The organism is Aureimonas pseudogalii, from assembly GCF_014196835.1.
GTDB lineage: Bacteria > Pseudomonadota > Alphaproteobacteria > Rhizobiales > Rhizobiaceae > Aureimonas > Aureimonas pseudogalii.
The window spans coordinates 1,126,569-1,148,672 of sequence record NZ_JACIEK010000001.1; the positions used below are offsets into that span (position 1 = coordinate 1,126,569).

General features: G+C 69.1%; 25 protein-coding genes and 2 tRNA genes. 15 read left to right on the forward strand and 12 right to left on the reverse strand.

The features are described from left to right. Window positions 1–162 precede the first annotated feature (162 nt). Window positions 163–858, forward strand: a complete 696-nt coding sequence (locus tag GGR04_RS05390; protein WP_183198594.1) for a site-specific integrase — start codon at window positions 163–165, stop codon at window positions 856–858. Between the two features lie 80 nt (window positions 859–938). Here the strand turns inward: GGR04_RS05390 and GGR04_RS05395 are convergent. Continuing rightward, window positions 939–1,013 (reverse strand) — tRNA-Thr (locus tag GGR04_RS05395). 171 nt (window positions 1,014–1,184) lie between these two features. Between GGR04_RS05395 and GGR04_RS05400 the strand changes: the two genes are divergently transcribed. Both GGR04_RS05400 and GGR04_RS05405 read left to right on the forward strand, forming a co-directional pair. Next, window positions 1,185–1,260 (forward strand) — tRNA-Phe (locus GGR04_RS05400). Window positions 1,261–1,884: 624 nt separating this feature from the next. Beyond that, window positions 1,885–2,886, forward strand: a complete 1,002-nt coding sequence (locus GGR04_RS05405; protein WP_183198597.1) for an SDR family oxidoreductase — start codon at window positions 1,885–1,887, stop codon at window positions 2,884–2,886. Between the two features lie 178 nt (window positions 2,887–3,064). On the opposite strand, the gene GGR04_RS05410 is transcribed toward GGR04_RS05405, so the two are convergent. Further along, on the reverse strand, window positions 3,065–3,511 hold the full coding sequence (locus tag GGR04_RS05410; RefSeq protein ID WP_183198599.1) for a DUF2383 domain-containing protein: 447 nt from the start codon (window positions 3,509–3,511) through the stop codon (window positions 3,065–3,067). Window positions 3,512–4,006: 495 nt separating this feature from the next. Here GGR04_RS05410 and GGR04_RS05415 point away from each other — a divergent pair, with 495 nt between their 5' ends. The 6 genes from GGR04_RS05415 to GGR04_RS05440 all read left to right on the forward strand — a co-directional run bounded on the left by GGR04_RS05415 (window position 4,007) and on the right by GGR04_RS05440 (window position 8,629). After that, window positions 4,007–4,762, forward strand: a complete 756-nt coding sequence (locus GGR04_RS05415; protein WP_183198601.1) for a histidine phosphatase family protein — start codon at window positions 4,007–4,009, stop codon at window positions 4,760–4,762. A 14-nt stretch (window positions 4,763–4,776) separates the two neighbouring features. After that, a complete protein-coding gene (locus tag GGR04_RS05420) occupies window positions 4,777–5,661 on the forward strand; it encodes an NAD(P)H-hydrate dehydratase (RefSeq protein ID WP_210291625.1) in 885 nt (294 codons plus the stop codon). Between the two features lie 391 nt (window positions 5,662–6,052). Continuing rightward, window positions 6,053–6,544, forward strand: a complete 492-nt coding sequence (locus GGR04_RS05425) for a YciE/YciF ferroxidase family protein (RefSeq protein ID WP_183198605.1) — start codon at window positions 6,053–6,055, stop codon at window positions 6,542–6,544. A gap of 71 nt (window positions 6,545–6,615) precedes the next feature. Further along, window positions 6,616–7,641 carry an SDR family oxidoreductase gene (locus tag GGR04_RS05430; protein ID WP_183198607.1) on the forward strand — a complete coding sequence of 342 codons (1,026 nt, stop codon included), beginning with the start codon at window positions 6,616–6,618 and terminating at the stop codon, window positions 7,639–7,641. Then, complete coding sequence (locus GGR04_RS05435) at window positions 7,632–8,054, forward strand: patatin-like phospholipase family protein (protein WP_183199027.1); 423 nt, start codon at window positions 7,632–7,634, stop codon at window positions 8,052–8,054. The genes GGR04_RS05430 and GGR04_RS05435 overlap by 10 nt, the downstream gene beginning before the upstream one ends. Continuing rightward, a complete protein-coding gene (locus tag GGR04_RS05440; RefSeq protein ID WP_183199051.1) occupies window positions 8,021–8,629 on the forward strand; it encodes a patatin-like phospholipase family protein in 609 nt (202 codons plus the stop codon). Before GGR04_RS05435 ends, GGR04_RS05440 begins: the two co-directional genes overlap by 34 nt. A 2-nt stretch (window positions 8,630–8,631) precedes the next feature. Here GGR04_RS05440 and GGR04_RS24245 read toward each other — a convergent pair whose 3' ends face one another. Next, a complete protein-coding gene (locus GGR04_RS24245; protein WP_281383028.1) occupies window positions 8,632–8,766 on the reverse strand; it encodes a hypothetical protein in 135 nt (44 codons plus the stop codon). Window positions 8,767–8,871: 105 nt separating this feature from the next. Between GGR04_RS24245 and GGR04_RS05445 the strand changes: the two genes are divergently transcribed. After that, complete coding sequence (locus tag GGR04_RS05445) at window positions 8,872–9,015, forward strand: DUF1127 domain-containing protein (protein WP_183198609.1); 144 nt, start codon at window positions 8,872–8,874, stop codon at window positions 9,013–9,015. A 136-nt stretch (window positions 9,016–9,151) separates the two neighbouring features. Here the strand turns inward: GGR04_RS05445 and GGR04_RS05450 are convergent, their stop codons facing one another. Continuing rightward, window positions 9,152–9,481: a hypothetical protein gene (locus tag GGR04_RS05450; protein ID WP_183198611.1), complete on the reverse strand. Its 330-nt coding sequence runs from the start codon at window positions 9,479–9,481 to the stop codon at window positions 9,152–9,154. An 18-nt stretch (window positions 9,482–9,499) separates the two neighbouring features. Continuing rightward, entirely contained in the window at window positions 9,500–9,700 is a 201-nt protein-coding gene (locus tag GGR04_RS05455; RefSeq protein ID WP_183198613.1) for a hypothetical protein, read from the reverse strand. 271 nt (window positions 9,701–9,971) lie between these two features. Here GGR04_RS05455 and GGR04_RS05460 point away from each other — a divergent pair, with 271 nt between their 5' ends. Genes GGR04_RS05460 through GGR04_RS05470 form a run of 3 tightly spaced genes read left to right on the forward strand, consistent with a single transcriptional unit; the run spans window position 9,972 to window position 11,958 of the window. After that, window positions 9,972–11,108, forward strand: coding sequence for an FAD-binding domain-containing protein (locus GGR04_RS05460; protein WP_183198615.1), 1,137 nt, complete (start codon window positions 9,972–9,974; stop codon window positions 11,106–11,108). Then, on the forward strand, window positions 11,105–11,467 hold the full coding sequence (locus GGR04_RS05465) for a thiol-disulfide oxidoreductase DCC family protein (RefSeq protein ID WP_312857399.1): 363 nt from the start codon (window positions 11,105–11,107) through the stop codon (window positions 11,465–11,467). The genes GGR04_RS05460 and GGR04_RS05465 overlap by 4 nt, the downstream gene beginning before the upstream one ends. After that, entirely contained in the window at window positions 11,464–11,958 is a 495-nt protein-coding gene (locus tag GGR04_RS05470) for a DUF427 domain-containing protein (RefSeq protein WP_183198619.1), read from the forward strand. The genes GGR04_RS05465 and GGR04_RS05470 overlap by 4 nt, the downstream gene beginning before the upstream one ends. Window positions 11,959–11,990: 32 nt before the next feature. Here GGR04_RS05470 and GGR04_RS05475 read toward each other — a convergent pair whose 3' ends face one another. Together GGR04_RS05475 and GGR04_RS05480 are read right to left on the reverse strand one after the other, a co-directional pair. Further along, window positions 11,991–12,434 carry a BLUF domain-containing protein gene (locus tag GGR04_RS05475; RefSeq protein WP_183198621.1) on the reverse strand — a complete coding sequence of 148 codons (444 nt, stop codon included), beginning with the start codon at window positions 12,432–12,434 and terminating at the stop codon, window positions 11,991–11,993. 8 nt (window positions 12,435–12,442) lie between these two features. Then, window positions 12,443–14,047 (reverse strand): putative bifunctional diguanylate cyclase/phosphodiesterase, encoded by a 1,605-nt coding sequence (locus tag GGR04_RS05480; protein ID WP_183198623.1) that lies wholly within the window; start codon window positions 14,045–14,047, stop codon window positions 12,443–12,445. Window positions 14,048–14,547: 500 nt separating this feature from the next. Between GGR04_RS05480 and GGR04_RS05485 the strand changes: the two genes are divergently transcribed. Next, window positions 14,548–15,639 carry an SPL family radical SAM protein gene (locus tag GGR04_RS05485; RefSeq protein WP_183198626.1) on the forward strand — a complete coding sequence of 364 codons (1,092 nt, stop codon included), beginning with the start codon at window positions 14,548–14,550 and terminating at the stop codon, window positions 15,637–15,639. Between the two features lie 91 nt (window positions 15,640–15,730). Here the strand turns inward: GGR04_RS05485 and GGR04_RS05490 are convergent, their stop codons facing one another. Next, window positions 15,731–16,198 carry a MarR family winged helix-turn-helix transcriptional regulator gene (locus tag GGR04_RS05490; RefSeq protein ID WP_312857400.1) on the reverse strand — a complete coding sequence of 156 codons (468 nt, stop codon included), beginning with the start codon at window positions 16,196–16,198 and terminating at the stop codon, window positions 15,731–15,733. Window positions 16,199–16,302: 104 nt separating this feature from the next. On the opposite strand from GGR04_RS05490, the gene GGR04_RS05495 reads away from it, so the two are divergent. Further along, on the forward strand, window positions 16,303–16,677 hold the full coding sequence (locus GGR04_RS05495) for a nuclear transport factor 2 family protein (protein WP_183198630.1): 375 nt from the start codon (window positions 16,303–16,305) through the stop codon (window positions 16,675–16,677). A gap of 61 nt (window positions 16,678–16,738) precedes the next feature. On the opposite strand, the gene GGR04_RS05500 is transcribed toward GGR04_RS05495, so the two are convergent. The 4 genes from GGR04_RS05500 to GGR04_RS05515 are packed head-to-tail and all read right to left on the reverse strand — an operon-like array spanning window position 16,739 to window position 21,454. Further along, window positions 16,739–18,151, reverse strand: a complete 1,413-nt coding sequence (locus GGR04_RS05500; protein WP_183198632.1) for an ABC transporter ATP-binding protein — start codon at window positions 18,149–18,151, stop codon at window positions 16,739–16,741. Next, window positions 18,148–18,984, reverse strand: a complete 837-nt coding sequence (locus GGR04_RS05505; protein ID WP_183198634.1) for an ABC transporter permease — start codon at window positions 18,982–18,984, stop codon at window positions 18,148–18,150. The genes GGR04_RS05500 and GGR04_RS05505 overlap by 4 nt, the downstream gene beginning before the upstream one ends. Next, the gene (locus GGR04_RS05510; protein WP_183199028.1) at window positions 18,981–19,919 is read right to left on the reverse strand and encodes an ABC transporter permease; all 939 of its coding nucleotides are present in this window, start codon (window positions 19,917–19,919) and stop codon (window positions 18,981–18,983) included. The genes GGR04_RS05505 and GGR04_RS05510 overlap by 4 nt, the downstream gene beginning before the upstream one ends. Then, entirely contained in the window at window positions 19,916–21,454 is a 1,539-nt protein-coding gene (locus GGR04_RS05515) for an ABC transporter substrate-binding protein (RefSeq protein ID WP_183198636.1), read from the reverse strand. Before GGR04_RS05515 ends, GGR04_RS05510 begins: the two co-directional genes overlap by 4 nt. Between the last annotated feature and the right edge of the window lie 650 nt (window positions 21,455–22,104).

Below are 22,104 nucleotides of genomic sequence, written 5' to 3' on the forward strand. Positions count from 1 at the left end.
CTGACGAAATGGTGGAAGGGCCGGACGGTCTCAGAGATCCGAGCTTCGACTTGCAAGGAATACGTCGCCTACCGCACCTCGCAGGGCATCCATGGGGCGAAAAGCGAGGAGGCGTTGAAGCGAACGGTGAAGGGCGGGACCGCTCGACGGGAACTCGCCGTCTTGCAAGCCGCCCTGAACGCCTACCACAAGGAGACCCCCTTCACGGCCCTGCCCTCCGTGACCCTGCCGCGGGCGTCTCCTCCGCGCACACGCTTCCTGTCACGAGCCGAGGCCGCGCGTCTTCTCCTGGCGACTCGAAAAATGGAGGACAAGGAAGGCGCGCGCGGCATCCGGCGCTTCGTCCTGATCGGCCTCTACACCGGCACCAGATCAGGTGCGATCCGCGATCTAGGATGGATGCCGAACGTGACCGGCGGGTGGATCGACCTTGACCGCGGCATCTTCCACCGGCGCCCAGAGGGAGAGGTCGAGACGAAGAAGCGGAAGCCGTCGTCGCGCATTCCCGATCGGCTCGCCGATACGCTCAGGCGCTGGCGCGACGCGGACATGAACCCTCCGGCGCGCGAGGACGGCACGACACCAGCGCCCATCCCCTTCGTCATCCACTACCGCGGGGTACGAGCCCAGAGCCAGCGCAAGTCGTGGGTCGAAGCTTGCAGGATCGCCAAGCTCGACGGGACGGTCACGCCTCACATCCTTCGACATACCGCGGTCACCTGGATGATGCTGGCCGGCAACGACCCCTATGATGTGTCGAGCTACGTCGGCATGAGCGTGAAAATGCTGGACGAGGTGTACGGTCACCACCATCCCGACCATCAGAAGGCGATCGCGAGCAAGATCGGGCGACGGTAACTGTCAGCGTATCTGTCAGGCAGCTCAACTGCCGGGGTTGCCCGAAATGCCGGAAGGTGCTGATTTATAAGGGGTTCCGATGGTGCTGCGAGCGGGGATTGAACCCGCGACCTCTCCATTACCAATGGAGTGCTCTACCACTGAGCTACCGCAGCCTGTCGATGGAGGGCTATTGCCACAGCCGGCCGGGGAGCGCAAGCGCCCGGCGCGCTCGAATTTCGTGGCGGGTTCGGCGCAAAGGGGTGGACAGGAAAAAGGCCCGTGCCTATAAGGCCTCCACCACGGCGAGACGCACCAGCCCAACCGGTTGCACGCTTGCCGAAGGCGCCCGGGTAGCTCAGTTGGTAGAGCATGCGATTGAAAATCGCAGTGTCGGCGGTTCGAATCCGTCCCTGGGCACCACCCTTCCCATTCGTTTGCTTCGATCGACGTCGCTGGCTCCTTTCGCCTTGATGGCTGGCTCCTTTCGCCTTGATGAAAGCCGTGCGCTGAAGAGGTGACAACGGGCGAAACTCGCTCGTGGAGGCCATGTGCTCGCTCTGCTTTGCTGAAGTTCTCAACGGCTTCGTCCACCACCACGTGGCGATGGACGAGCGCAGTCGGTTGAAGCTCGCCGAGGCGCTGGGGCGGCACCATGGCAAGCCCACTCGATGCTGGGGGGACTGTCGGCCGGTTCGGTGTCGAAGAGGTTTTTCCTCGCGAGTCGAGGCGGCGTCAGAGGTGCCCCCGACGGCCATCTGAAACCCGATGGGAAGTCCGCATCGCGATCGACGGCCGCGCATTCGGGAGCCGCCGGGTGGACGGGCCGACGACGGCGGGATCGCACCGCAACGAGGATCGCCTCGCCCGTTCGACATTTCACGCGCCGCGACGCGTGTCATGACGCGGCCGGCTCTGCGCCGACGGAACCGCGCGCTCGGCTGCGACGGAATGGGCGGCTTGAAGCGCGGCTCGCGGAAGCCAAGTCTGGCTGACGATACTGAACGCGCCGACACGCGATCGACCCGATGGGATGGAGCCCAAAAGATGAGCGAACAGACCCTTTCCCGTCGCACGGTTCTCGGAGGCGCCGTCCTCGGCGCCGCCGCCACGACCCTGGCGGCTCCGGCAACGGCGCAACAGGCGGCTTCTGTGACGGGGGGCGCCGCGATGCTGAGCGACCCTCGAACCAAGTACACGAACGATCCGTTCCCCGAGCAGAAGCAGCCGTGGCCTGCCCTGCAGTCGAAGATGATTCCCGTGCCGGATTGCGGCGAGACCAGCTACAAGGGATCGGAAAAGCTGACCGGCCGCCGGGCGCTGGTCACCGGGGGCGACAGCGGCATCGGACGCGCCGCGGCGATCGCCTTCGCCCGCGAAGGGGCCGACGTCGCCATCAACTACCATCCCGACGAGGAGACGGACGCGCAGGAGGTGGTGGCGCTCGTTCGCGAAGCGGGTCGCAAGGCCGTCGCGATCCCCGCCGACATCCGGACGCTGCAGGCCTGCGAAGAGGTGGTGCGCAGGGCCGTGAGCGAACTCGGCGGCCTCGACCTTCTCGTCAACAACGCGGCCTACCAGCAGAGCAAGGCCGACATTCTCGAGATCAGCGACGAGCAGTTCGTGCGGACCTTCGAGACCAACGTCTTCCACGTCTTCCGGTTTTCCAAAGCCGCCATTCCCAGCCTGCCGCCGGGCGCCTCGATCATCAACACGGTGTCGGTCAATTCCTACGATCCCGGCGAGGAGCTGATCGACTACGCCTCGACCAAGGCGGCGATCCTGAACCTCACCAAGGGCATGGCCAAGCAACTCGCGGTGAAGGGCATCCGGGTCAACGCGGTCTCGCCCGGTCCGGTCTGGACGCCCCTGCAGGTCGCTGGCGGCCAGATCGAGGGAACGATGGGAGAGTTCGGGCAAGATACGCCCCTCGGTCGCGCGGGCCAGCCGGCCGAACTCGCTTCGCTCTATGTCGCTCTGGCATCCGACGAGTCGAGCTTCAGCACGGGAACCGTCGTCGGAGCGCATGGCGGTAAGGGCAACCCGTAGCTAGCCTCGGTGCCCTCGTTCAGAAAAAGAAGCGCCTTGTGGAAGGTCACTGAAAGAGAAAAGGACCGCGGCTGGGAGGGCCGCAGTCCGATCGATGGACGGATTTCCCGGTTTTCTGCCATGGACCCGGACCCGTATTCCCGCGCAAGCGTCGAGGCCGGGATCGTCTCGAACGCCGCTAGGAAGCGGCGGTCTGGTCCATCCAGGCCTTGTGCTTGTCTTCGTCGGCAAAGGCCGTCCGGAAGAAGGCCAGGGCATCCGACGAGGCCGCCGCATTCTTCGAGGCGTGATCGTAGGCCATCTTGGTCTCGATCTCGTTCGTCGACATCGCCTTGAGGATCGTCTTGTCGCCGATGATGCCGGCGAGCGCGATCTTTCCGGTGGTGAGATACTGTTTCATGTCGCCTTGCGTGGGCGCCTCGATCCCGAGCGATGCTGCCAGACGCTTCAACTCGGCGACATGGCGCAGATGGTCCTCGCGGAACTCGGCGATCTTCGCCTTGTAGCCGGTGTCGTCGAGCTTCTCGACGGTCGAGTCGTACGCGGCGATGGCGTCGTGCTCGAGAATGAGAAGGTTCTGCACCAGCTTCTCGAAGGTGGATTCGGTGCCGACAGTGGTGACCATGGTTCTTCGCCTCGGTTGGTGGATGATTCGGGAACCGTATTTTGCCGCGCCGGTTGCATTTCATTCGCTTGGCTGCCGAACGATCGAGGCGCATCGCGCGCGTCTCGCATCGAGCGATGGCGACGACGTCCCCCCCTCGCAGCTGAAAGCGGCGAACACCGCAGTCGGTTCGCCGGAGGCGAACGAACGCGGGCGGGACGACCATCGCGTTGGCCGGGCATGCGCTTTTTCCTGCCGGTCTGACAAACATCGTCGATCACCCGGATGGGGGCGCTCGCGGCTTCGAAGGGCCGGACGAGTGGAAACGCAGCCGGCCACGTTACCGGCCGGAACCGGCAGGGAACGCAAGCCTGCCTGAACGATTCTTCGATCAGGTCGCGGGGTGGAAGCGAGCGGACGCTGGAAGGCCCCTAGCCTTCCTCACACCCGGCGCGCCGGTCCTTCGCGGATCCTCTCCGTGCTCTCGAACCCTGGCGAGTTTGCGTGCCCCCCAAGATGACCTGGCCTTCTCACCTCTGGATCGTCCGTCACGGCGAAAGTCTCGGCAATGTCGCGCGCGAGGCGGCCATGGGGGGCGATCTGGCCCGGATCGACATCGCCCACCGCGACGTCGACGTGCCCCTCAGCCCCCTCGGCCGCGAGCAGGCCCGCTCGGTCGGCGCCTGGTTCGGCGCCATGGCCGAGGACGAGCGGCCGGAACACGTTCTCTCCTCGCCCTACATCCGAGCCCGCGAGACCGCCGAGTTGCTCGTGGAGGGCGCGGGCCTCGCCGTGCGGGAGATCGTCACCGACGAGCGCCTGCGCGAGAAGGAGTTCGGCGTCCTCGACCGGCTGACCACCCGCGGCATCCTGGAGGACTATCCCGAACAGGCGGAGTTCCGCCGCATCCTCGGCAAGTTCTACCATCGCCCGCCGGGCGGCGAGAGCTGGTGCGACGTGATCCTCCGGCTGCGCGCCATGCTCGACGCCGTCGGGCTGCACTATGGCGGGCGGCGTGTCCTGATCGTCGGTCATCAGGTCGTCGTGCTCTGCCTTCGCTACATCATCGAGCGGCTGGACGAGGCGCAGATTCTCGAAATCGACCGCAAGAGCGACGTCGCCAACTGCGCGGTCACGCAATATCGGCTGGCGCCGACGGACGACGGGGAGGCCCGGCTCCAGCTGGAGCGCTACAATTTCGTGGCGCCGATGGAGCGCCGGGGAACCCCGGTGACGGCCGAGCCGGACGCCAAGTCCGCGGCGGCCGGCTGATGGACGGCGGCCCGATGCCGGCAGGGGCCGTCGATCGCGCGCTGCTTCTCGGCTCCCCCCTCCCGGCGCTGGAGGGAAGCTCGGACAAGGACGCGCGCGGCGCCGTGCTCATCATCGCCGGCAGCCGCGAAGTGCCCGGCGCGGCGCTTCTGGCGGCCACTGCCGCGCTTCGGGTGGGCGCCGGCAAGTTGCAGATCGCGACGGTCGCCTCGCTCGCGCCGCATCTGGCGCTGGCCATGCCGGAAGCGCGGGTCCTGGCCCTCGAGGAAACCGAGAAGGGCGAGATCGATCCGCGCTCCGTCGACCGGTTGATCGAGGATGCCGGAAACGCGCAGGCGATCCTCGTCGGCCCCGGCATGATGGAGGAGACGGGCGCGCGCGCCCTGATCCTGGCGCTGATCGAGCGCGTCGAAGGCGCGAGCTTCGTTCTCGACGCCGCCGTGATCACCAGCCTGCGCGACGAACCCGGCTCGCTTCGGGCCTGCGAGGGACGCCTCGCCATCACGCCGCATGCCGGCGAGATGGCGACCTTCCTCGGCCTCGATCGCGATGCCGTCGAGAAGGACCCGGCGGTGGCCGGCTTGCGCGCCGCCGAGGCGATCGGCGGCGTGGTGGCGATGAAGGGCGGGCGGACCTTCATCTGCGAACCCGGCGGATCCCTGTGGTCCTGCGAGGGCGGCGGCGTCGGAATGGCGACGTCGGGGTCCGGCGACGTGCTGGCTGGTGTCATCGCCGGACTGCTGGCCCGCGGCGCGCCGGCCCTCCTCGCCGTGCAATGGGGCGTCTTTCTCCATGCGGAAGCCGGACGCCGGCTTTCACACCGCATCGGCCGCATCGGCTACCTCGCCCGCGAACTGACGGACGAATTGCCCCATCCTCTCGGCGAACACACGGCCTGACGACGGAGGTCCGGGCGGCGCGGGCGCGCATCGTTCCGCCTCCATCTCGATGTCCCGGTGAAGCGTCGGGCCATGCGCGCCCGGTCCTGCGCCGTCTCCGGCTTCGCGGATTCCGTACCATGTCCGATCTCCCGCAGAGGATATGACGTGAGCGTTGGGAACGGGCCGGGAGTCGCCTTAGGCTTACGCCGCAGTCGGTTGCGGCCGCCGACCGGGGCCGTTCGAGCCTCGAGATCCACGGCCGCGAAGCGGCGGTCGCCGACCCGGTTCCGCCTAAAGGTCCAGCGGGGAACGAAGGCCGTAAGCGTGCCTTTCGGTCTGGTCCGGTCCTGCGTCGAGCAGGACCGCCCGATCCCACCGACGGCGCGAACCGCCCGCGAGGAGCCCACCCATGGCCGACCAGACCCTGAACGATCTCTTCCTGCACCAGCTCAAGGATACCTACTTCGCCGAGAACGCCATCCTGAAGGCCCTTCCGCCGATGATGGAGGCCGCGACCTCGACGGATCTCAAGACCGCTCTCGGCGTGCATCTCGAAGAAACCAGGGCGCAGATCCAGCGGCTGGACGAGGTGTTCGGGCTGATCGACGCCAAGCCCGAGGGCGTCGAATGCAAGGCCATTCTCGGCATCATCGCCGATGGCCGGGAGGTCATGGAGGAGTTCGCGGGATCGGAAGCCCTGAACGCCGGCATCATCGCGGCCGCACAGGCGGTGGAGCACTACGAGATCACCCGCTACGGCACGCTCTTCGCCTGGGCCAACCAGCTCGGCCTCGAAGACGCGGCGGCTCTCCTCAAGGAGACGCTGATCGAGGAGGAGAACACCGACGACATTCTCTCCGACCTCGCCGAAACCTCGGTGAACGCCGAAGCGGACGACTGAGACGGTCCGCTCGGGGGTGGCGGTCTCGCCACCCCCTCGACTCGCCGATCGCCGCACCACGGAGGAAGATCATGAGACGCAAACGTCTGCGCGCTCAGGTTCTGGTCATCACCGGAGCCACCAGCGGCAACGGGCTGGCCACGGCGGAGGAAGCGGTTCGCCGCGGCGCGGCGGTGGTGCTCGTCGCTCGCGACGAGGCCGCGCTCGCGGACATTCGCGACCGCCTGGTCGATGCCGGTGGGCGGGTGGCGATCCTCGCCGCCGACGTCGCCGACGAGGCCTCGGCCGAGCGCATCGTCGAGACCGCCGTCCGCGCCTTCGGCGGATTCGACGCCTGGATCAACAATGCAGGCACGGGCGCCTACGGCACGCTGGATCAGGTGCCGGTCGAGGATCATCGCCGGATCTTCGACGTCAACTATTTCGGCGTTCTCCACGGCTCGCTCGCCGCCGCGCGCCATCTTCGCGGGCGCGGCGGCGGCACCATCGTCAACATCGGCTCGATGTTGTCGGACCGGGCGATCCTCCAGCAGGGGCCCTATTCCGCCACCAAGCACGCCATGCAGGCGCTGACCGACACGCTGCGCATGGAACTCGAACGCGAGAACGCCAACGTCTCGGTGACGCTGGTGAAGCTCGCGTCGATCGACACGCCGTTTCCCGAGCATGCGCGCAACTTCATGGACGCCCCGCCCCGCCTGCCGCCGCCGCTCTACCATCCGAGCGTGGTGGCGGACGCCGTGCTGTTCGCCTGCACGCACCGCCGCAGACAGCTCTATGCCGGCGGCTTCGGGCCATTCGGCTCGGCGATGTCGCGTCTGGCGCCGCGCATGACCGACCGCCTGATGGAACTCGTGGGAACGCGCATGCAGCAGATGCCGAACGATCCCGGCAACCCCGCGCGCCGCGACAACCTGTTCCAGCCACGGGACGACGGTGCGCTTCGTGGAAGTCAGAAGGTCGCCGCTCGCGCCTCCAGCGCGGCGTTGGAGCTCCAGAAGCTGCCGCCCGCGGTGCTGGGTCTGGCGCTCGCCGGCGCTGGCGCGATCCTTCTCGGGCTCGCCACGTCCGCGGGAACGCGCAGACGATGGCGTTGACGCGCCGCGAGATCCTCGGCGGCGATGTCGATCTGGTGCTCGTGCTTGGTGGCGGCAATGCGCTCGGCGCGTTCCAGGCCGGCGTCTACGAGGGGCTTCATCGCGCCGGGCTCGAGCCGGACTGGATCATCGGCACCTCGATCGGCGCGATCAACGGCGCGCTGATCGCAGGCAAGCAGCCCACCGGGCGAGTGGAGGTCCTGCGCGGGTCTGGCACACGCCCTTCGACGGTGCCGCCTGGTGGTCCCTGGCGCCCGACGCGCTTCGCCGCACGGCCGCCGCGAACTGGACGCTCGCCGCCGGGCGCCCCGGGATCTTCGGCCCCGTCCTGTCGGGCACCGGGGGGCCCGCGATCTACGGCACGGACGAGTTGCACCGCATGCTCGCGGCGAAGGTCGATTTCGAGCACCTGAACGCCGGACCCTGCCGCTACACCGCGACCGCCGTCGATCTCGAAACGGGCGACGACGTCGTGTTCGACAGCTCGGAGCGACGGATCGAGGCCGACCACGTCCGGGCGAGCGCGGCGCTTCCCGTGCTGTTTCCGCCCGTCGAGATCGATGGGCGGTGGCTGATCGACGGCGGCGTCTCGGCCAATCTGGCGCTCGATCCGTTCTTCGCCTCGCCGCCGGTGCGACCGACGCTGTGCCTCGCGGCGGATCTCCTGCCGCGCGCCCAGGCGCTGCCGCGCACGCTCACGGAGGCCGCCTGTCGCATGCAGGATCTGATCTTCGCCGCGCAGTCCCGTCGCTCGCTCGCCCGGTGGCGCGAGAGCTATGCGTCGCATCGAGAGCCAAGCCTGACACTCGCCACCCTGACCTACGCGGAGCAAGGCGCCGAGGTGGTCGGCAAGGCGCTCGACTTCTCCTCCGGCACGCTGGACGCACGATGGCGAAAAGGCCGCGAGACGGTCGAGGCGTTCCTGCGTCTCGTCCGAGAGGACGGCGTGGCGCTCGACGGACCCGGACTGCAGATCGTCGAGCGTTGACGCTAAAAGCCGACGGTTTGAAACGCCTCGGCGGAGGCAGCCGATCGGTTCGACAGCGAGAGTGTCGTCGAGATCCACGTCATTCCCGCAAGGGTGCCGTGCACGGCGCCGATAGCTGGAAACAGCAGGGCTGCCATTCCGACTTCGCGCTCCTACCGCACCGCGTCCGCTCTTATGTTGCGGATGTCGAAACGAACCGCACCGGCTTCCACCGACGAGAAGCCGACCGAAAGGATAATTCCATGAGCCTCGCTCGCTCTTTCCAGACCTGGCGCCAGTATCGCAACACGGCCGCCGAGCTGAACCGTCTCTCCCAGCGCGAACTCGCCGATCTCGGCATCTCGCGCTCCGAGATCCCGGCCCTCGCCCGCCAATCGGCGCGCTGACGAATTCGAGAGCTTCGCGGCGGTTGTTCCTCCCGACGACCGCAGCGAACGGGCCGCACGGTTCCTCCCACCGTCGCAGGCCATCCCAAGACGCCCTTGCCGGTCCTCCCCCGGCAAGGGCGTTTTTCGTATCGTCTCAGGTCTTGCGGGCCGTGTCGGAGGGCTTCGCCGCGGCTTCGGCGGGAAGGTCGGGTCGATCCTCGTCCTCGTCGGGCGGATCGAGACCGTCGTCGTCCCAGGCCGGCTGGCCGAACGTCGCGACGCTCACCAGATCGTTGTCGAGCCCCGCGAACTCCTCGGTGATGAGTTGCTCGTCATGCTCGTTCTGCGGCGGGTGGGCGTCCGGTTCCGCGCCGTCTCCCGCCGGAACGACGCGCTCTGGCGGCTCGGCCTTGGTCGCTGCGCTCTCACGATCTGAACCTCCGCCCGACGGGGCCGGGTCCGACGCCTTGGTCGGGTTTGCCATGGCCAGATCCTCTCCTCGTCAAACGATGCCGGGGAGGGCCGGGTTTGGCAGCGTGGGATCCGGCTCGTTGGCCGGATTGGTGCCCGCGGGCTTGGTCGGAAGATCGTTGCCGATCCCCGGGCCGCCGTCGGGACGCCCGATCACGTCGTTGTCGCCGCTTCCCGGCAGAATGGGGTCCGGCAGATCCTGGCCCGGCTGCTGTCCCGTGATGTTCGACATGGTCGTCTCCCGTTCGTCTTGAAAAGGACCAAGCGTCGAGACGAGCGGAAGTTCCGGAAGCGCCCGCCGCGCCGGGTTGGGCGCCTCCGCGTCGAGGCCTCTCGACGAGGCCGCCTCGTCCGGGACAGAGGCCTGCCCGCGTTCCGTATTCTCGTCTCGCCAAGCGCCGGGTCCGCACCGAAGCGACTGGCACTGGGTCCGAAGGGCCCCGGAATGTTCCGTCGCATTGGTCGCATCGACAGGACGGCCTCCTCTCCCACCTGATGGCGACATGAACGAGCAGCCTCCCATCACCCGTCAGGCCGGCCTCAAACGGCTCGACGCGTTCCTGCGCGAGGGCGCGGCCGACTATGCGTCGATGCGCAATTTCGACCGGGGGCCGGCCCCGCGCGCGACGACCTCGGCGCTGTCGCCCTACCTGCGACGACGCCTCCTGAGCGAACAGGAGGTCGTTTCGGCGGTGCGATCCACGCTCGGCGAAGACGCGGCCGAGAAGTTCACGTCGGAGGTGTTCTGGCGAACCTACTTCAAGGGGCATCTCGAAACCCATCCCGCCGCTTGGAGCGACGCCCTGGCGCTTGCCGCTGCAGGACGCGAGCGTCTCGATGCGGAGCCGGGCCTGCGCCGTGCCCATGCGGCGGCCGTGGAAGGGCGCACGGGGATCGATGCGTTCGATGCCTGGGCCCGAGAGCTCGTCGAGACGAACTGGCTGCACAATCACGCGCGCATGTGGTTCGCCTCGATCTGGATCTTCACGCTGCGCCTGCCCTGGGCGCTCGGCGCCGCCTTCTTCATGCGCCATCTCCTCGACGGCGACCCGGCAAGCAACACTCTGTCGTGGCGCTGGGTGGCGGGGCTTCACACGCGCGGCAAACATTACGTCGCGCGCGCCGAGAACATTCGGCGCTACACGCAAGGCCGCTTCGATCCGGCCGGGCTCGACGAGAACCGGCGCGCGCTGGACGAAGACCGGCCTCCGCGCGAGGCGCCGCTCGCCCCCGCCGACGCGGTGCCGGCCGGCGACGTCGCGCTGCTGCTCCATCTCGACGACCTCAACCCGGAGACGCTTCCGATCGCCCGCGTTCGATGCGTCGCCGGCCTTCTCGCCCATGCCGAGGACGCCGCCGAACCGGTGCGGATGGCCGACCGGGACGCGATGCGGGACGGACTGGAGCACGCGGCGCGCCGGTTCGGCTGTCCCGTCGTCCCGCGGGATGAGGGCTGGGCGGGCGACCTGCCGGTGGTGACGCCCTGGGCGCCGCTCGGCCCCTCGGCGGCGGCGTTGCCGGCGGGCGTGCTGCGCATCCGGCGGCGATGGGACGAGGCGGCCTGGCCGCATTGCGGACGCGGCTTCTTCCGGCTGCGCTCCGCCATTCCCGCCGTCCTCGAAGCGTGCGCGGCACGGTGAGCGAGCTGACCGTCTGGCACGACGGCTCGTGCCCCCTGTGCCCGCGCGAGATCGCCCTCGTTCGCCGCCTCGACCGGCGCGGTGCCATCCGCTTCGTCGACGTCGCAGCGGACGAGCCGGCCGATTGTCCGCTCGACCGGGCCGAGTTGCTCGCGCGCTTCCATGCCCGCGAGAACGGTCGCCTCGTCGGCGGCGCCGCGGCGTTCGCCGCCATGTGGCGCGCCGTTCCGCTCCTGCGCCCGCTCGGTCTCCTGTTTCGCGGGCCCATCGCCCTTTCGCTTCTGGAGCGGCTCTACCGGCAGTTCCTGCGCGTTCGCCCGCGCCTGCAGCGCCTCGCTCACCGATGGGAGCGACGATGAGACCACGGCCCGATCCCGTCATGCCCGGAGGCGAAAGCGTCTGGCGCTATCCGCGTCCCGCGATCGCCGAACGCACGCAAGCCCATGTCGTGATCGAGCATCGCGGCGCGCGGCTCGTGGACAGCCGCCGGACGGTGCGCACGCTCGAGACCAGTCACCCGCCGAGCTACTACGTTCCGCTCGACGACATCGCGCCGGGCGTGCTGCAGCGCGGCGCGGGCAGCTCGCTCTGCGAGTGGAAGGGAGCGGCGACCTACTGGGACGTCGTGATCGGCTCCGAGGTGCTGCGCTCCGTCGGCTGGAGCTACCGGGCGCCGACGCCCGCCTTCGAGCTGCTGCGCGACCATGTCGCCTTCTACGCCGGGCCCTTCGATTGCTGCCGGGTGGACGGCGAACCTGTCACGCCGCAGCCCGGCCGCTTCTACGGCGGCTGGATCACCCGCCGCGTGGCGGGACCGTTCAAGGGCGAGCCGGGCACGATGGGCTGGTAGGGACACAGGCCAGACCCTTCGACCCGCCCTCCTCAAGCGGCGGCGGCTTCCTCTTCCAGGGTCAGGTCGTACAGGATGGCGTGCACCTTCTGCCCTCCGAGGCGGGCGGGATCGAAGCCGCTCGCGAGGCCGACATCGGCGAAGCGCTGCGCGTTCGCGCAGGACTGTCCGACGAAGCCCATGGCCCAGTGGGTGAAGGACCGGTGAGCGATGGGCTCCAGCGCCAGCAGCGACACGTCGCCATGGCGTTCGTCCTGCTGGATCCGTTCGAACGTCGCCTCCACCGCCTCGAGCGGGCCCTCCAGCACCTGCGCGAAGACGCCGGCGTTGAACAGGAGCGCGCCGGTGATGCCGGCCGCTTCGTTGTTGCGCCGACTGGCTTCCAGGATCGAATTCACTTCGGCGGCGAAGTTCGCCCCGTCGCCCGATACGGCGTTCCGGCTGTAGTAGACCAGCTGATGGAGTGTCTCTGACATCTTGCGTCTCATGCTGACAGGAAAGTGGAAATGCTGTCGGCCGACATCGGGCGGCCGGTGAAGTAGCCCTGGACGTGCGTGCACTGCTCGCTGCGGATCCGGGCGAGCTGTTCCTGCGTCTCGACGCCTTCGGCGGTGATCGCCATGCCGAGGCTGAGGCCGAGGCCCGCGATGGCCTTGAGGATGGCCTCGCTGTCGCCGCCCTCGTCGGCCCCCTGCACGAAGGACCGGTCGATCTTGATCTTGTTGAACGGGAATTTCTGAAGGTAGCTGAGCGAGGAATAGCCCGTGCCGAAATCGTCCATCGAGATCTTGATGCCGAGATCGCGCAGGGCATGGAGCGTGGCCAGGACGTTCGCGGTGTTTTCGAGAAGCGCGCCTTCGGTGATCTCGATCTCGAGCCGATGGGCGGGCAGGCCGGAATGCGCCAGCGCCGACAGCACCGTCTGTACGAGGGCGTCGGACCGGAATTGAACGGGGGAGATGTTCACGGCGACGGTCATCTCCTCCGGCCAGGTCATGGCCGTCGCGCAGGCGGTTCGAAGCACCCATTCCCCGATCTTGCAGATGAGGCCCGTCTCCTCCGCAAGGGGAATGAAATCGACGGGCGACACGCGTCCGCGAACGGGATGGTCCCAGCGGATGAGCGCTTCGAAGCCGATGACCCTGTTGGTGTAGAGATCGACGAAGGGTTGGTAATGGACGTCGAACTGCTTCAGCGCCGAGGCGCGTCGCAGATCGATCTCCAGCTCCCGGCGATCCCGAAGCGCGGCGTCCATCCCCGTTTCGAAGACGCGGAAGCGTCCTCGGCCCGCCCGCTTGGCTTCGTAGAGCGCCAGATCGGCGTTGCGAAGAAGGTCGCGCGGACCGTTCTTCGGCTCGGCCACCGCGACGCCGACGCTGGCGCCGATGTTCACCGTATGGCCGCTGAGGACATAGGTCCGCCCGATCAGCTCGACGAGCCGCGTCGCCAGCCGCTCGGCATCCTGCGGATCGACCACGCCCGTCTGGACGACGACGAACTCGTCGCCGCCGATCCGGGCGATGCCGTCGCCCTTGCGGCAGGCGGACCGAATCCGATCCGAGACCTTCTTCAGGAGGAGATCGCCGATCCCATGCCCGAGCGTGTCGTTGACCAGCTTGAAGCGATCGAGATCGATGCAGTGAACGGCAACGCGCCCTCCCCCCTCGACCGTCGCGGCGACGGCGCCTTCGAGCCGCGAGTGGAGGCCGTTGCGCTTCAGCAACCCGGTCAGCTCGTCCTCGTCGAGGACGACGACAGGTGCCTCGGCCTCGTCCGGGAACAGGCTGAGCACCCGTGCGCCCGCACCGACCGCACCCATGAAGCCCCGGAAACGGGCATGCGTCTTCGAGGTGAGGCTCATCTCCTTGCCGCTGGCCGCAAACCGATCGAACGGCTCGTGACCGGGGAACAGATCGGCGAACGTCAGCCCGACGATCCAACCGCCGAGATAGACCTGGGCCGAAGCGTTGGCGAGCGTCACTTCGCCCCGGTCGTCGAACGTCAGGACGGGATGCGCCAAGGCGTCGAGAACGGCGTCGGCCAAAGAAGGCTCGACGCGCGCACGTATCGACAGTCGGTGGAGCGGCATCGGAGCCTCTGGTCGTTTGCTTTCGACCACAATGCTCCGCTCGACTTGTAAATCCGTGAAGGCCATCCCGCGGCCAAAGGAATTTCACAATCCTTGTCTTCGAAGTTAACGGGAAGCGGCATCCGACGTTTCGGCCAACACCGACTTGGCTGACGGATTTCGTGGCTCCATCGTGCTTGCGCTTCGAACCGTGGGAAGCGACTGACGCGGAGACATCCAAGAGCGGGCGTTCCATATCCGTCGCGAAGGGAAGGTGACGCCGTGTCCGGTGTTCGCTCGACCAATGCCGGCGACTGTCGCTGTCGTCGTCTCGTCATCCGGAGACAGAGGCTCGGAACACCGGCGGCGGCGGCTGATCGAGAACCGATCAACGGCGTGCTCGACAAGCGCGCCGCCAGCCTCCGTCTCGGCTAAGCCCCCTGACGCGTCGACACGATCACCGCTTGCGGCGGCATCGTCGCACCGGGTGAACGCGTCCGCCGTCCCTCGCGTTATCGCGGATGCTTCACCAACCCGAGCGCACCGTCCGATCCTCCCGCCTCTGGCAACCGAAACGCGTCCTCGTCACGCCCTCGGCGCTGGCGAGATCGCATGGCCGGGTCATCGTCGAGCGGGTCGAAGCCCTCGGCATCCCCGTCGAACGCCTGGCGTCCGATCGCCTGCCGCTGGAGCGCGACTCCGACGCCCGTGGCTATTATGCGCAGGCGAAGTCGACGCTCGCCGTGGTCGTCGCGCCGCCCTCCAAGCTGAGGCTGCAGCCGATCGCGCCGAGTGCCGACTGGCGGGTGGATCTCGCCGAGGGGTGCCCGGCCCATTGCAGCTACTGCTATCTGGCGGGCTCGCTGAAAGGACCGCCGATCACCCGCGTCTACGCCAATCTCGACGAGATCGTCGGCGTGCTGCCGGATCATCTCGGCCGGGGCGTCGTCACGTCGAAGAGCGCCGCGCGAGCCGGCGAGGGAACGACCTTCGAGGCCTCCTGCTATACGGACCCGCTCGCGATCGAGCATCTGACCGGCTCGCTGTCGTCGCTGATCGAGCGGTTCGGGCGGTGGGAGGCCGACGTGCAACTCCGGTTCACGACGAAGTTCGCGGCCGTCGAGCCGCTTCTGGGCCTCGACCATCGCGGACGCACCCGCATGCGCGCCTCGCTGAATCCGGCGGAGTTCGCGCGCTTCGAGGGCGGCACCAGTCCCGTCGGCGAGCGGCTGCGCGCACTTCGGCGGATGGCGGAGGCCGGCTATCCGGTCGGCCTGACGATCGCGCCGATCATCGCCGCCGAGGGGTGGCAGGACGCCTATGGCGGGCTCGTCGCGGAGGTCGCGGCAGCCCTCGGCGACGTCGCCGCGGCCGGCGATCTGACGGTCGAGCTCATCACCCATCGCTTCACGCCGGGATCGAAGGCCGTGCTCCGGAGCTGGTATCCGGGCTCGGACCTCGATCTCGGCGAGGCCGGTCGGCGCGAGAAGCGCACGCGCTTCGGTGCGGTGAAGCAGGTCTACGACGCGCCGACGATGAGCGCGCTGCGGCGCTTCTTCGAGACGAGACTGGCGGCCGAGCTTCCGGGCGGCCGCATCCTCTATTGGACGTGAGCATAAGGCCCGGTCGCCTCCAGCGGGGAAGAGCGAGCCGCCGGTGGAGGCCCGATCCGCGTCTCGACGGATGGCGGGCACGACGATCGGCTCAAGCCGTCCGATCGACCTCGCCCGGCTCGGCCAAGCCGTCGAGGTTGGCGATCAGGCGCTGCAGGAACGCGACGAACTGCTCGGCCTCGCGCTCGGAGAAGCCGGCGAGCGCATCGCGGTTGCCCTGAAACAGGACCGCACAGGCTTCGGGAAGCCCGGCGCGAGCCGCCTCGGTCAGCACGATGCGACGGCTGCGTCCGTCCGCAGGGTCCGGCATCCGCCGGATCAGCCCGTCCCGCTCCATCCGCGCCAGCATCTGCGCCATCGTCGGCTGCTCGACGCGGGCGAACCGGGCGAGGTCGCGTTGCGACGAGGCGTGGCCTTCCTCGAGCGCTACCAGCGCCGGCAGGGTGCCGACGCCGAAACCCAGTGGCTTCAGACGCGCTTCGCTGAGACGGGCGAAGCCGCGGGCGGCCAGACTGACGAGATGCCCCGGCGTCGAAAGCACATCGAGTTTCGCGTCCACCACTTGCATAGGTTCCTATGTTGATACATAGGTCACTATACGAAAGCCACAGCGCACAGGCAATCACCCGCAGTCCCGCGGAGATGGCAACGCCGGAGAGGCCCATGGACGATCACATCGCAACGCTTCGGCGGCTCTACGAGCGGTTCAACGCCCGCGACATCGACGGCGTCCTGCCCGTCCTCGCGGTGGACGTCGCCTGGGCCAACGGCATGGACGGGGGCCACGTCCACGGCCACGAGGCCCTGCGCGACTACTGGACGCGCCAATGGGCGATGGTCAGCCCGCACGTCGCCCCGGTCGGCTTCACCGAGACCGGCGACGGCTCGATCACCGCCGAGGTCCGGCAGACCGTCCTCAACCTCGACGGAACGCCGCTGGAAGGGCAGACGCACGGCTTGAGAGACAAGACGGTCGCGCACGTTTTCCGCATGCAGGATGGCAAGATCAACCGTTTCGACATCCGCGACATAGCCTGAATACGCCGTTTCGCTTCGATGCCCTCCACCGCCGTCGGCCCCTCCGCAACGCCCTCCGCCCCTACGAGGGGTCGCCGAGACGGATGCGCTGGCCGCAGACGGCGTCGGCCAGCGCCTCGTCGTGGGTGACGAGGAGGATCGCGCAGCCGTCGCGATCCGCCGCCTCGACGATCAGTTCGATCATCTCCTTCTGCGTGACGAGGTCGAGCCGCGAACTCGGCTCGTCCGCCACGATCAGCGCCGGCTTCAGGAGAAGCACGCGCAGCAGGGAGAAGCGCTGGAGCTCGCCGCCCGAAACCTCGCCGGGCGTGCGGTCGAGGAGGCTCGGGTGCAGCCGCAGACGCTGCATCAACTCGTCGATCCGGCGCTCGTCCAGCCGGTGCCGTGCGGCGAGATCGGCCAGGGTGCGCCGCAGCCGCCGGCGGGGCGGAAAGGCCAGCACCGGATCCTGGTAGAGCTTCTGGAAGGCGACCGGCGGCAGGCCGGCGGCGCGGCGCACCGTTCCGGCATCCGGCGGCACGAGGCCGAGCACGGCATCGCCGAGGGTGGACTTGCCGCAGCCGCTCGGGCCGGTCAGCCCGACGATCTCGCCGGGGCGCAGGCCGAAGGACAGGTCGGCGAAGAGCCGGCGTCCGCCGCGCGAGACCGCGACGCCTCGAAGCTCCAGGACGGCATCGCCGCCCCGTGCTGCGCCGGCCGCGTCCGTCGCACGCCTCCGCCACTGCCGCGGATCGGCGGCGAGAAGCGTCCTCGTGTAGGGGTGCTCCGGCGCCGACAACACCGTCTCGGCGCGGCCGCACTCGACGATCTCGCCCTTCCACATGATCGCGACGTCGCCGCCGAGGCGGCGCGCGACGTCCAGATCATGGGTGATCGTCAGCAGCCCGCCGCCGCTCTCGAACCCCTTGCGCAGGAGATCGACGACCTCGCCGACGCGGGCGGCGTCGAGACCCTTGGTCGGCTCGTCGGCGACGACGATCGGCGCGCCGCCCGCTTTGGCGGCCACGAAGGCCAGCCGCTGCGCCATGCCGCCCGAGAGCTCGAACGGATAGCGCGCCGTGGCATCCCCGAGGCCGACGCTCGCAAGGTCCGCGGTGGCGGCTCGCCCGGCTTCCCGCGCCGGGCGGCCGGCGACGAACCGGTGCGTCTCCTCGACTTGGCCGCGGGCGCGCATCGTCGGGTCGAGGCTGAGCCAGGGCTCCTGCGGAAGCACGGTGATGGCGTGCCCCCAGAGCGAGCGGCGCCCGGTGGCCTCGGCCTCTTCGGTGAGATCGCCGATCGCGATCCGGCCGCGGGCGTCGAGGCCCGCCGGCAGATTGCCGACGATGGCCTGGGCGAGCAGGCTCTTGCCCGATCCGGTCTCGCCGACGATGGTGAGCGGGCGCCCGGCGTCGAGCGCGAGGCTGGTCGGCGCCACGATGCGCTGCGCACCCGCATGGACCGAGACGTCGTCGATGGTGAGAAGCGCGGTCATCGCGAGCGATATCCTGCCAGGAGGTTGAGCGACAGCACGAGCAGGAAGACCGCCAGGATCGGCTGCAGCAGGATCCACGGAGCCTCCGCGTAGTAGGGCATAAGCTCGGTCATCATCAGGCCGAGCTCGGCCGTCGGCGGGCGCAGCCCGACCGAGACGAAGCCGAGCGCGGCGACCGCCATGATCGCGGTGGCCGCGCCGAAGGCCGCCACGGTGAAGAGCACGGGCGAGAGCTCCGGCCAGAGATGATGGCGCACGATGTAGGCCTGGCCGAAGCCGAGGAGGCGCGAGGCTTCGACGGCGGGCGAGGCGAGGATGGCGCGGGCGGTGGCCCGCGACATGCGGAAATATTCGATCCAGAGCACGAGCGAGATCGAGCCGTAGATCGCCGCGAAGGAGCCGGGGAAGATCGCGCTGACGAGCAGCACCAGAAGAAGACCCGGCAGCGACAGGACGATGTCGCAGACGATCGACAGCGCCCGGTCCGTCCATCCGCCCCGCCACGCCGCGAGGATGCCGAGAAGGGTTCCGGGAATGCCGGCGGTCACCACGCTGAGAAGCGCCAGGCCGAGCGACAGCCGGAGCGCCGCGCCGAGCCGGGCGAGCATGTCGCGCCCGAGGTGATCGGTGCCGAACGGATGATCGGCGCCGAACGGATGATCGGCGCCGGGGTTTGCGAGGATCGCGCCGTAATCCTGGCGGCCGGGGTCGACCGAGGACAGGAGGGGCGTGAGCGCGGCGAAGGCGACGAGTGCGAGGAGCAGCGCCGCGCCGAGACGCGGCAGCGGCCGCCGCGGTTCGGCGGCGATGGGAAGCGTGCCCGAAAGGCTCATGCGAACGATCCCCCTCGCGGGTCGAGCCGGGCGTTGAGGAGGTCCACCGCGGCGTTGAGGGCGACGAAGGTGAGGCCCATCACGAGCGCCGCGCCCTGCACCATCGGAACGTCGCGCTGGACGATGGCGTGGACGAGCGCATGCCCGATGCCCGGCCAGGCGAAGAGCGTCTCCACCACCACGACGCCTTCGACGAGCATCGCGAACTGGACGCCGAGATAGGTGACGACGGGAACCGAGACGTTGCGCAGGCCATGCCGCGGGAAGACGTGCCGCTCGGGCAGCCCCTTCAGCCGCGCGAAGGCGTAGAAGGGCGAGGCGACGACCGCGGCCGTCGCGTCCCGCGTCACGCGCGAGGAGACCGCGGCCAGCCCGAGCGCCAGCGTCAGCGCCGGCAGGACGAGATGGCCGCCATGGCCGTGCCCGGCCGCCGGCAGGATGCCGAGCGTGAGGGCGAGCGCGAGGATCAGCAGCAGGCCGAGCACGAAGGGCGGCAAGGCGCGCAGCACCACCGCGGCGACGAGCAACGCCCGGTCGAGCGCGCCGCCGGCACGCCGCCCGGCCATCGTCCCGAGCGGTAGACCCAAGGCCAGCGACAGAACGATCGCGGCGGCGGCGAGGATCATCGAGGCGCCGAGCTGGTGGGCGAGCTCGTGCACCACCGGCTCGCCCGAGACGAGCGAGCGACCGAGGTCGAGCGTCACGATGTCCCAGAGCCAAGCCCCGAGCGCCATCCACCCCGACTGGTCGAGACCGAGTTCGGCCCGTACGGCCGCCGCCGCGTCGCTCGACACGAGATCGTAGCCGTAGCGGCCCGCCGCGATGCGATAGGCCATGTCTCCGGGCAGGAGACGCATGAGCGCGAAGGTGAGGAGGCCGACCGTGAGCGCCACGAAGCCGGCCTGGAGAAGACGATGGGCGAGACGGCGGATCATGGCTTCCACGCCATCTCGGCGAGGCCGAAGGAGCGCTCGAACGGATCGATCGCCGCGCCCTCGACGGCCTTCGTCACCGCAGCGGTCTGCTCGTACCAGACCACGGGGATCACCGGCAGGTCGCGCTGCAGGATCGCCGCGATCTCGTGGCGCAGCTGCGCCTGCGCGGACGGATCGTTCGACGCGAGCAGCGCGCGCATCGCCTGGTGGAAGGCCGGATCGTCCCAGTTCATCGAGCCCCAGTCCGATCCGCCCTCGCGAAAGTCGCCGAGAAGGGTCACGAAGGGATCGGGCACGAGCGAATAGTTGCGGGCGGCCAGCGCCAGCTGCAGCGTGCCGTCCGCATGGCCGGCCGGGATCGACGAGGCGTTGGTCACCGAGACCTCGACGTCGATCCCGACCTGGCGAAGCTGGTCCTGAAGCGCGGTGGCGATCAGCGGCAGTTCCGGGCGGTCGGCATAGGTCAGGAGCTTCACGCGCAGCGGCCTGCCGTCCTTCTCGGCGATCCCGTCCGCGCCGGGCACCCAGCCGAGCGCGGCCAACCGCGCCCTGGCGCGCTCGGGATCGGTGGCGAGGGGCGCGAGCGCGGGGTCGTGCCAAGCCTCGACGCTCGGCGGAAAGAGCTGCGTCGCCCCGGTGCCGGGCGCGCGCAGGAGAGCGGCGGCGAGCCCTTCGCGCTGGATCGCCTCGCTGAGCGCCGTGCGGCCCTCCACATTGTCGAAGGGCGGCATCGCCGCGTTGACCTTCAGCTGCATGACGCGCGGCAGCGGCGCCTTGAGGACGTCCACCGCGCCGTTGCGCTTCAGCCGGGCGATGCTCGGCGGGTCGAGCTGGAACGCCAGATCCGCGTCGCCGCCCTCGATCATCAGGGTGCGCGTCTCGCCGCGTCCGGCCGCCAGATAGGTCGCCGCCTCGATCGCCGGCTTGCCGCCCCAGTAATCCGCGAAGGCCGCGACCTCCAGACGCTGCGGGGGTTCGAACCGGGTGATCCGGTAGGGTCCGGTGGCGACCACCTGGCTCACCGTGCCGTCGCCGGCCAGCGACGACGGCGCGAGGACGATGGTCGAGAAATGCGCGAGCAGCGCCCAGAGCGGGGCGAAAGGCTCCGCCAGCCGGATCACGACGGCGCCGTTCTCGGCCGCGATGCTCTCGATCCTGGCGCGTTCGAGAACGCCCGGCTTCGATCGGGCGCGGTCGAGCGAGGCGGCGGCGAGGTCCGCGGTGAGCATGGTCCCGTCATGGAAGCGGACGCCGGCGCGGATCGGCAGGGTCCAGGTGAGGCCGTCCGGCGAAATCGTCCATTGCTTCGCGAGCCCGGGCCGCGGCCGGCCCTCGCGGTCGACCTCGACCAGCGTCTCGCCCACCTGCATGCGCTGGAAGATGAAGCCGGAGAGAGACGGGTCGGCGCCGCCGATCTCGAAGGGCGCGACGATGTCGAAGACGCGGTCGGCAGCGACGGCGGGAAGCGGCGCGAGGAGCGAGACGCCGACGAGAAGCGGTCCCGCAAGGCGGGAGACGAGGGCAGATCGGGTCATGGGACGGGTCCGGTGCGGGTCAGGAAGGGAGGGCGTCGAAAGCCGGGAGGTCACGGCGACGAGGAATGAGGCGTTCGTCTCGGGCGTGCGACGCATCGTTCGGCGGCGGCGCAGCGGCGCTGTTCGCGCGGAGGCGCGCCCGACGCGAAGGTCACATCATTTGGGGGCGCGGGTCTTCCGCCGGCGATGGCGAGGCGTCACGCCCGCGGACTGGCGTCATCGGGAGCTGGTCCGTCGTGGTGCCGATGCCGCGACGTGCGGACGTGGACGTGCATGCGACTCATGGGCGATCTCCGCACTCAAGGTTCGCTCTTGTTATTTTATAACATTACAAAGGACAAGGAGGTGCGGAGGGCCGTCGGGGAATCGTGCCGGACTCATGGGGGTGCGTCGGGATGCCCACCCTTACGCCACGGGTCGATCGCCGGCGGTCAACTTTATGCCAGGAGGTGAAGGAGGGACCGTCACCTCGCCGCCCTCGGCAGTGCGGAAGCCCCGAACATCTGCGATGCCTCGGCCGGTCGCCTGTCGGGAATTGCAGGAGTCATCGGCATCGGAGGGCGATCCGACCGCTGCCCTCGAGTCAGGTGCCCGTGGCATCCGGGGTCGTGATTGCACTGTTGGTCACGAGGCATGGGATGCCGGACTGG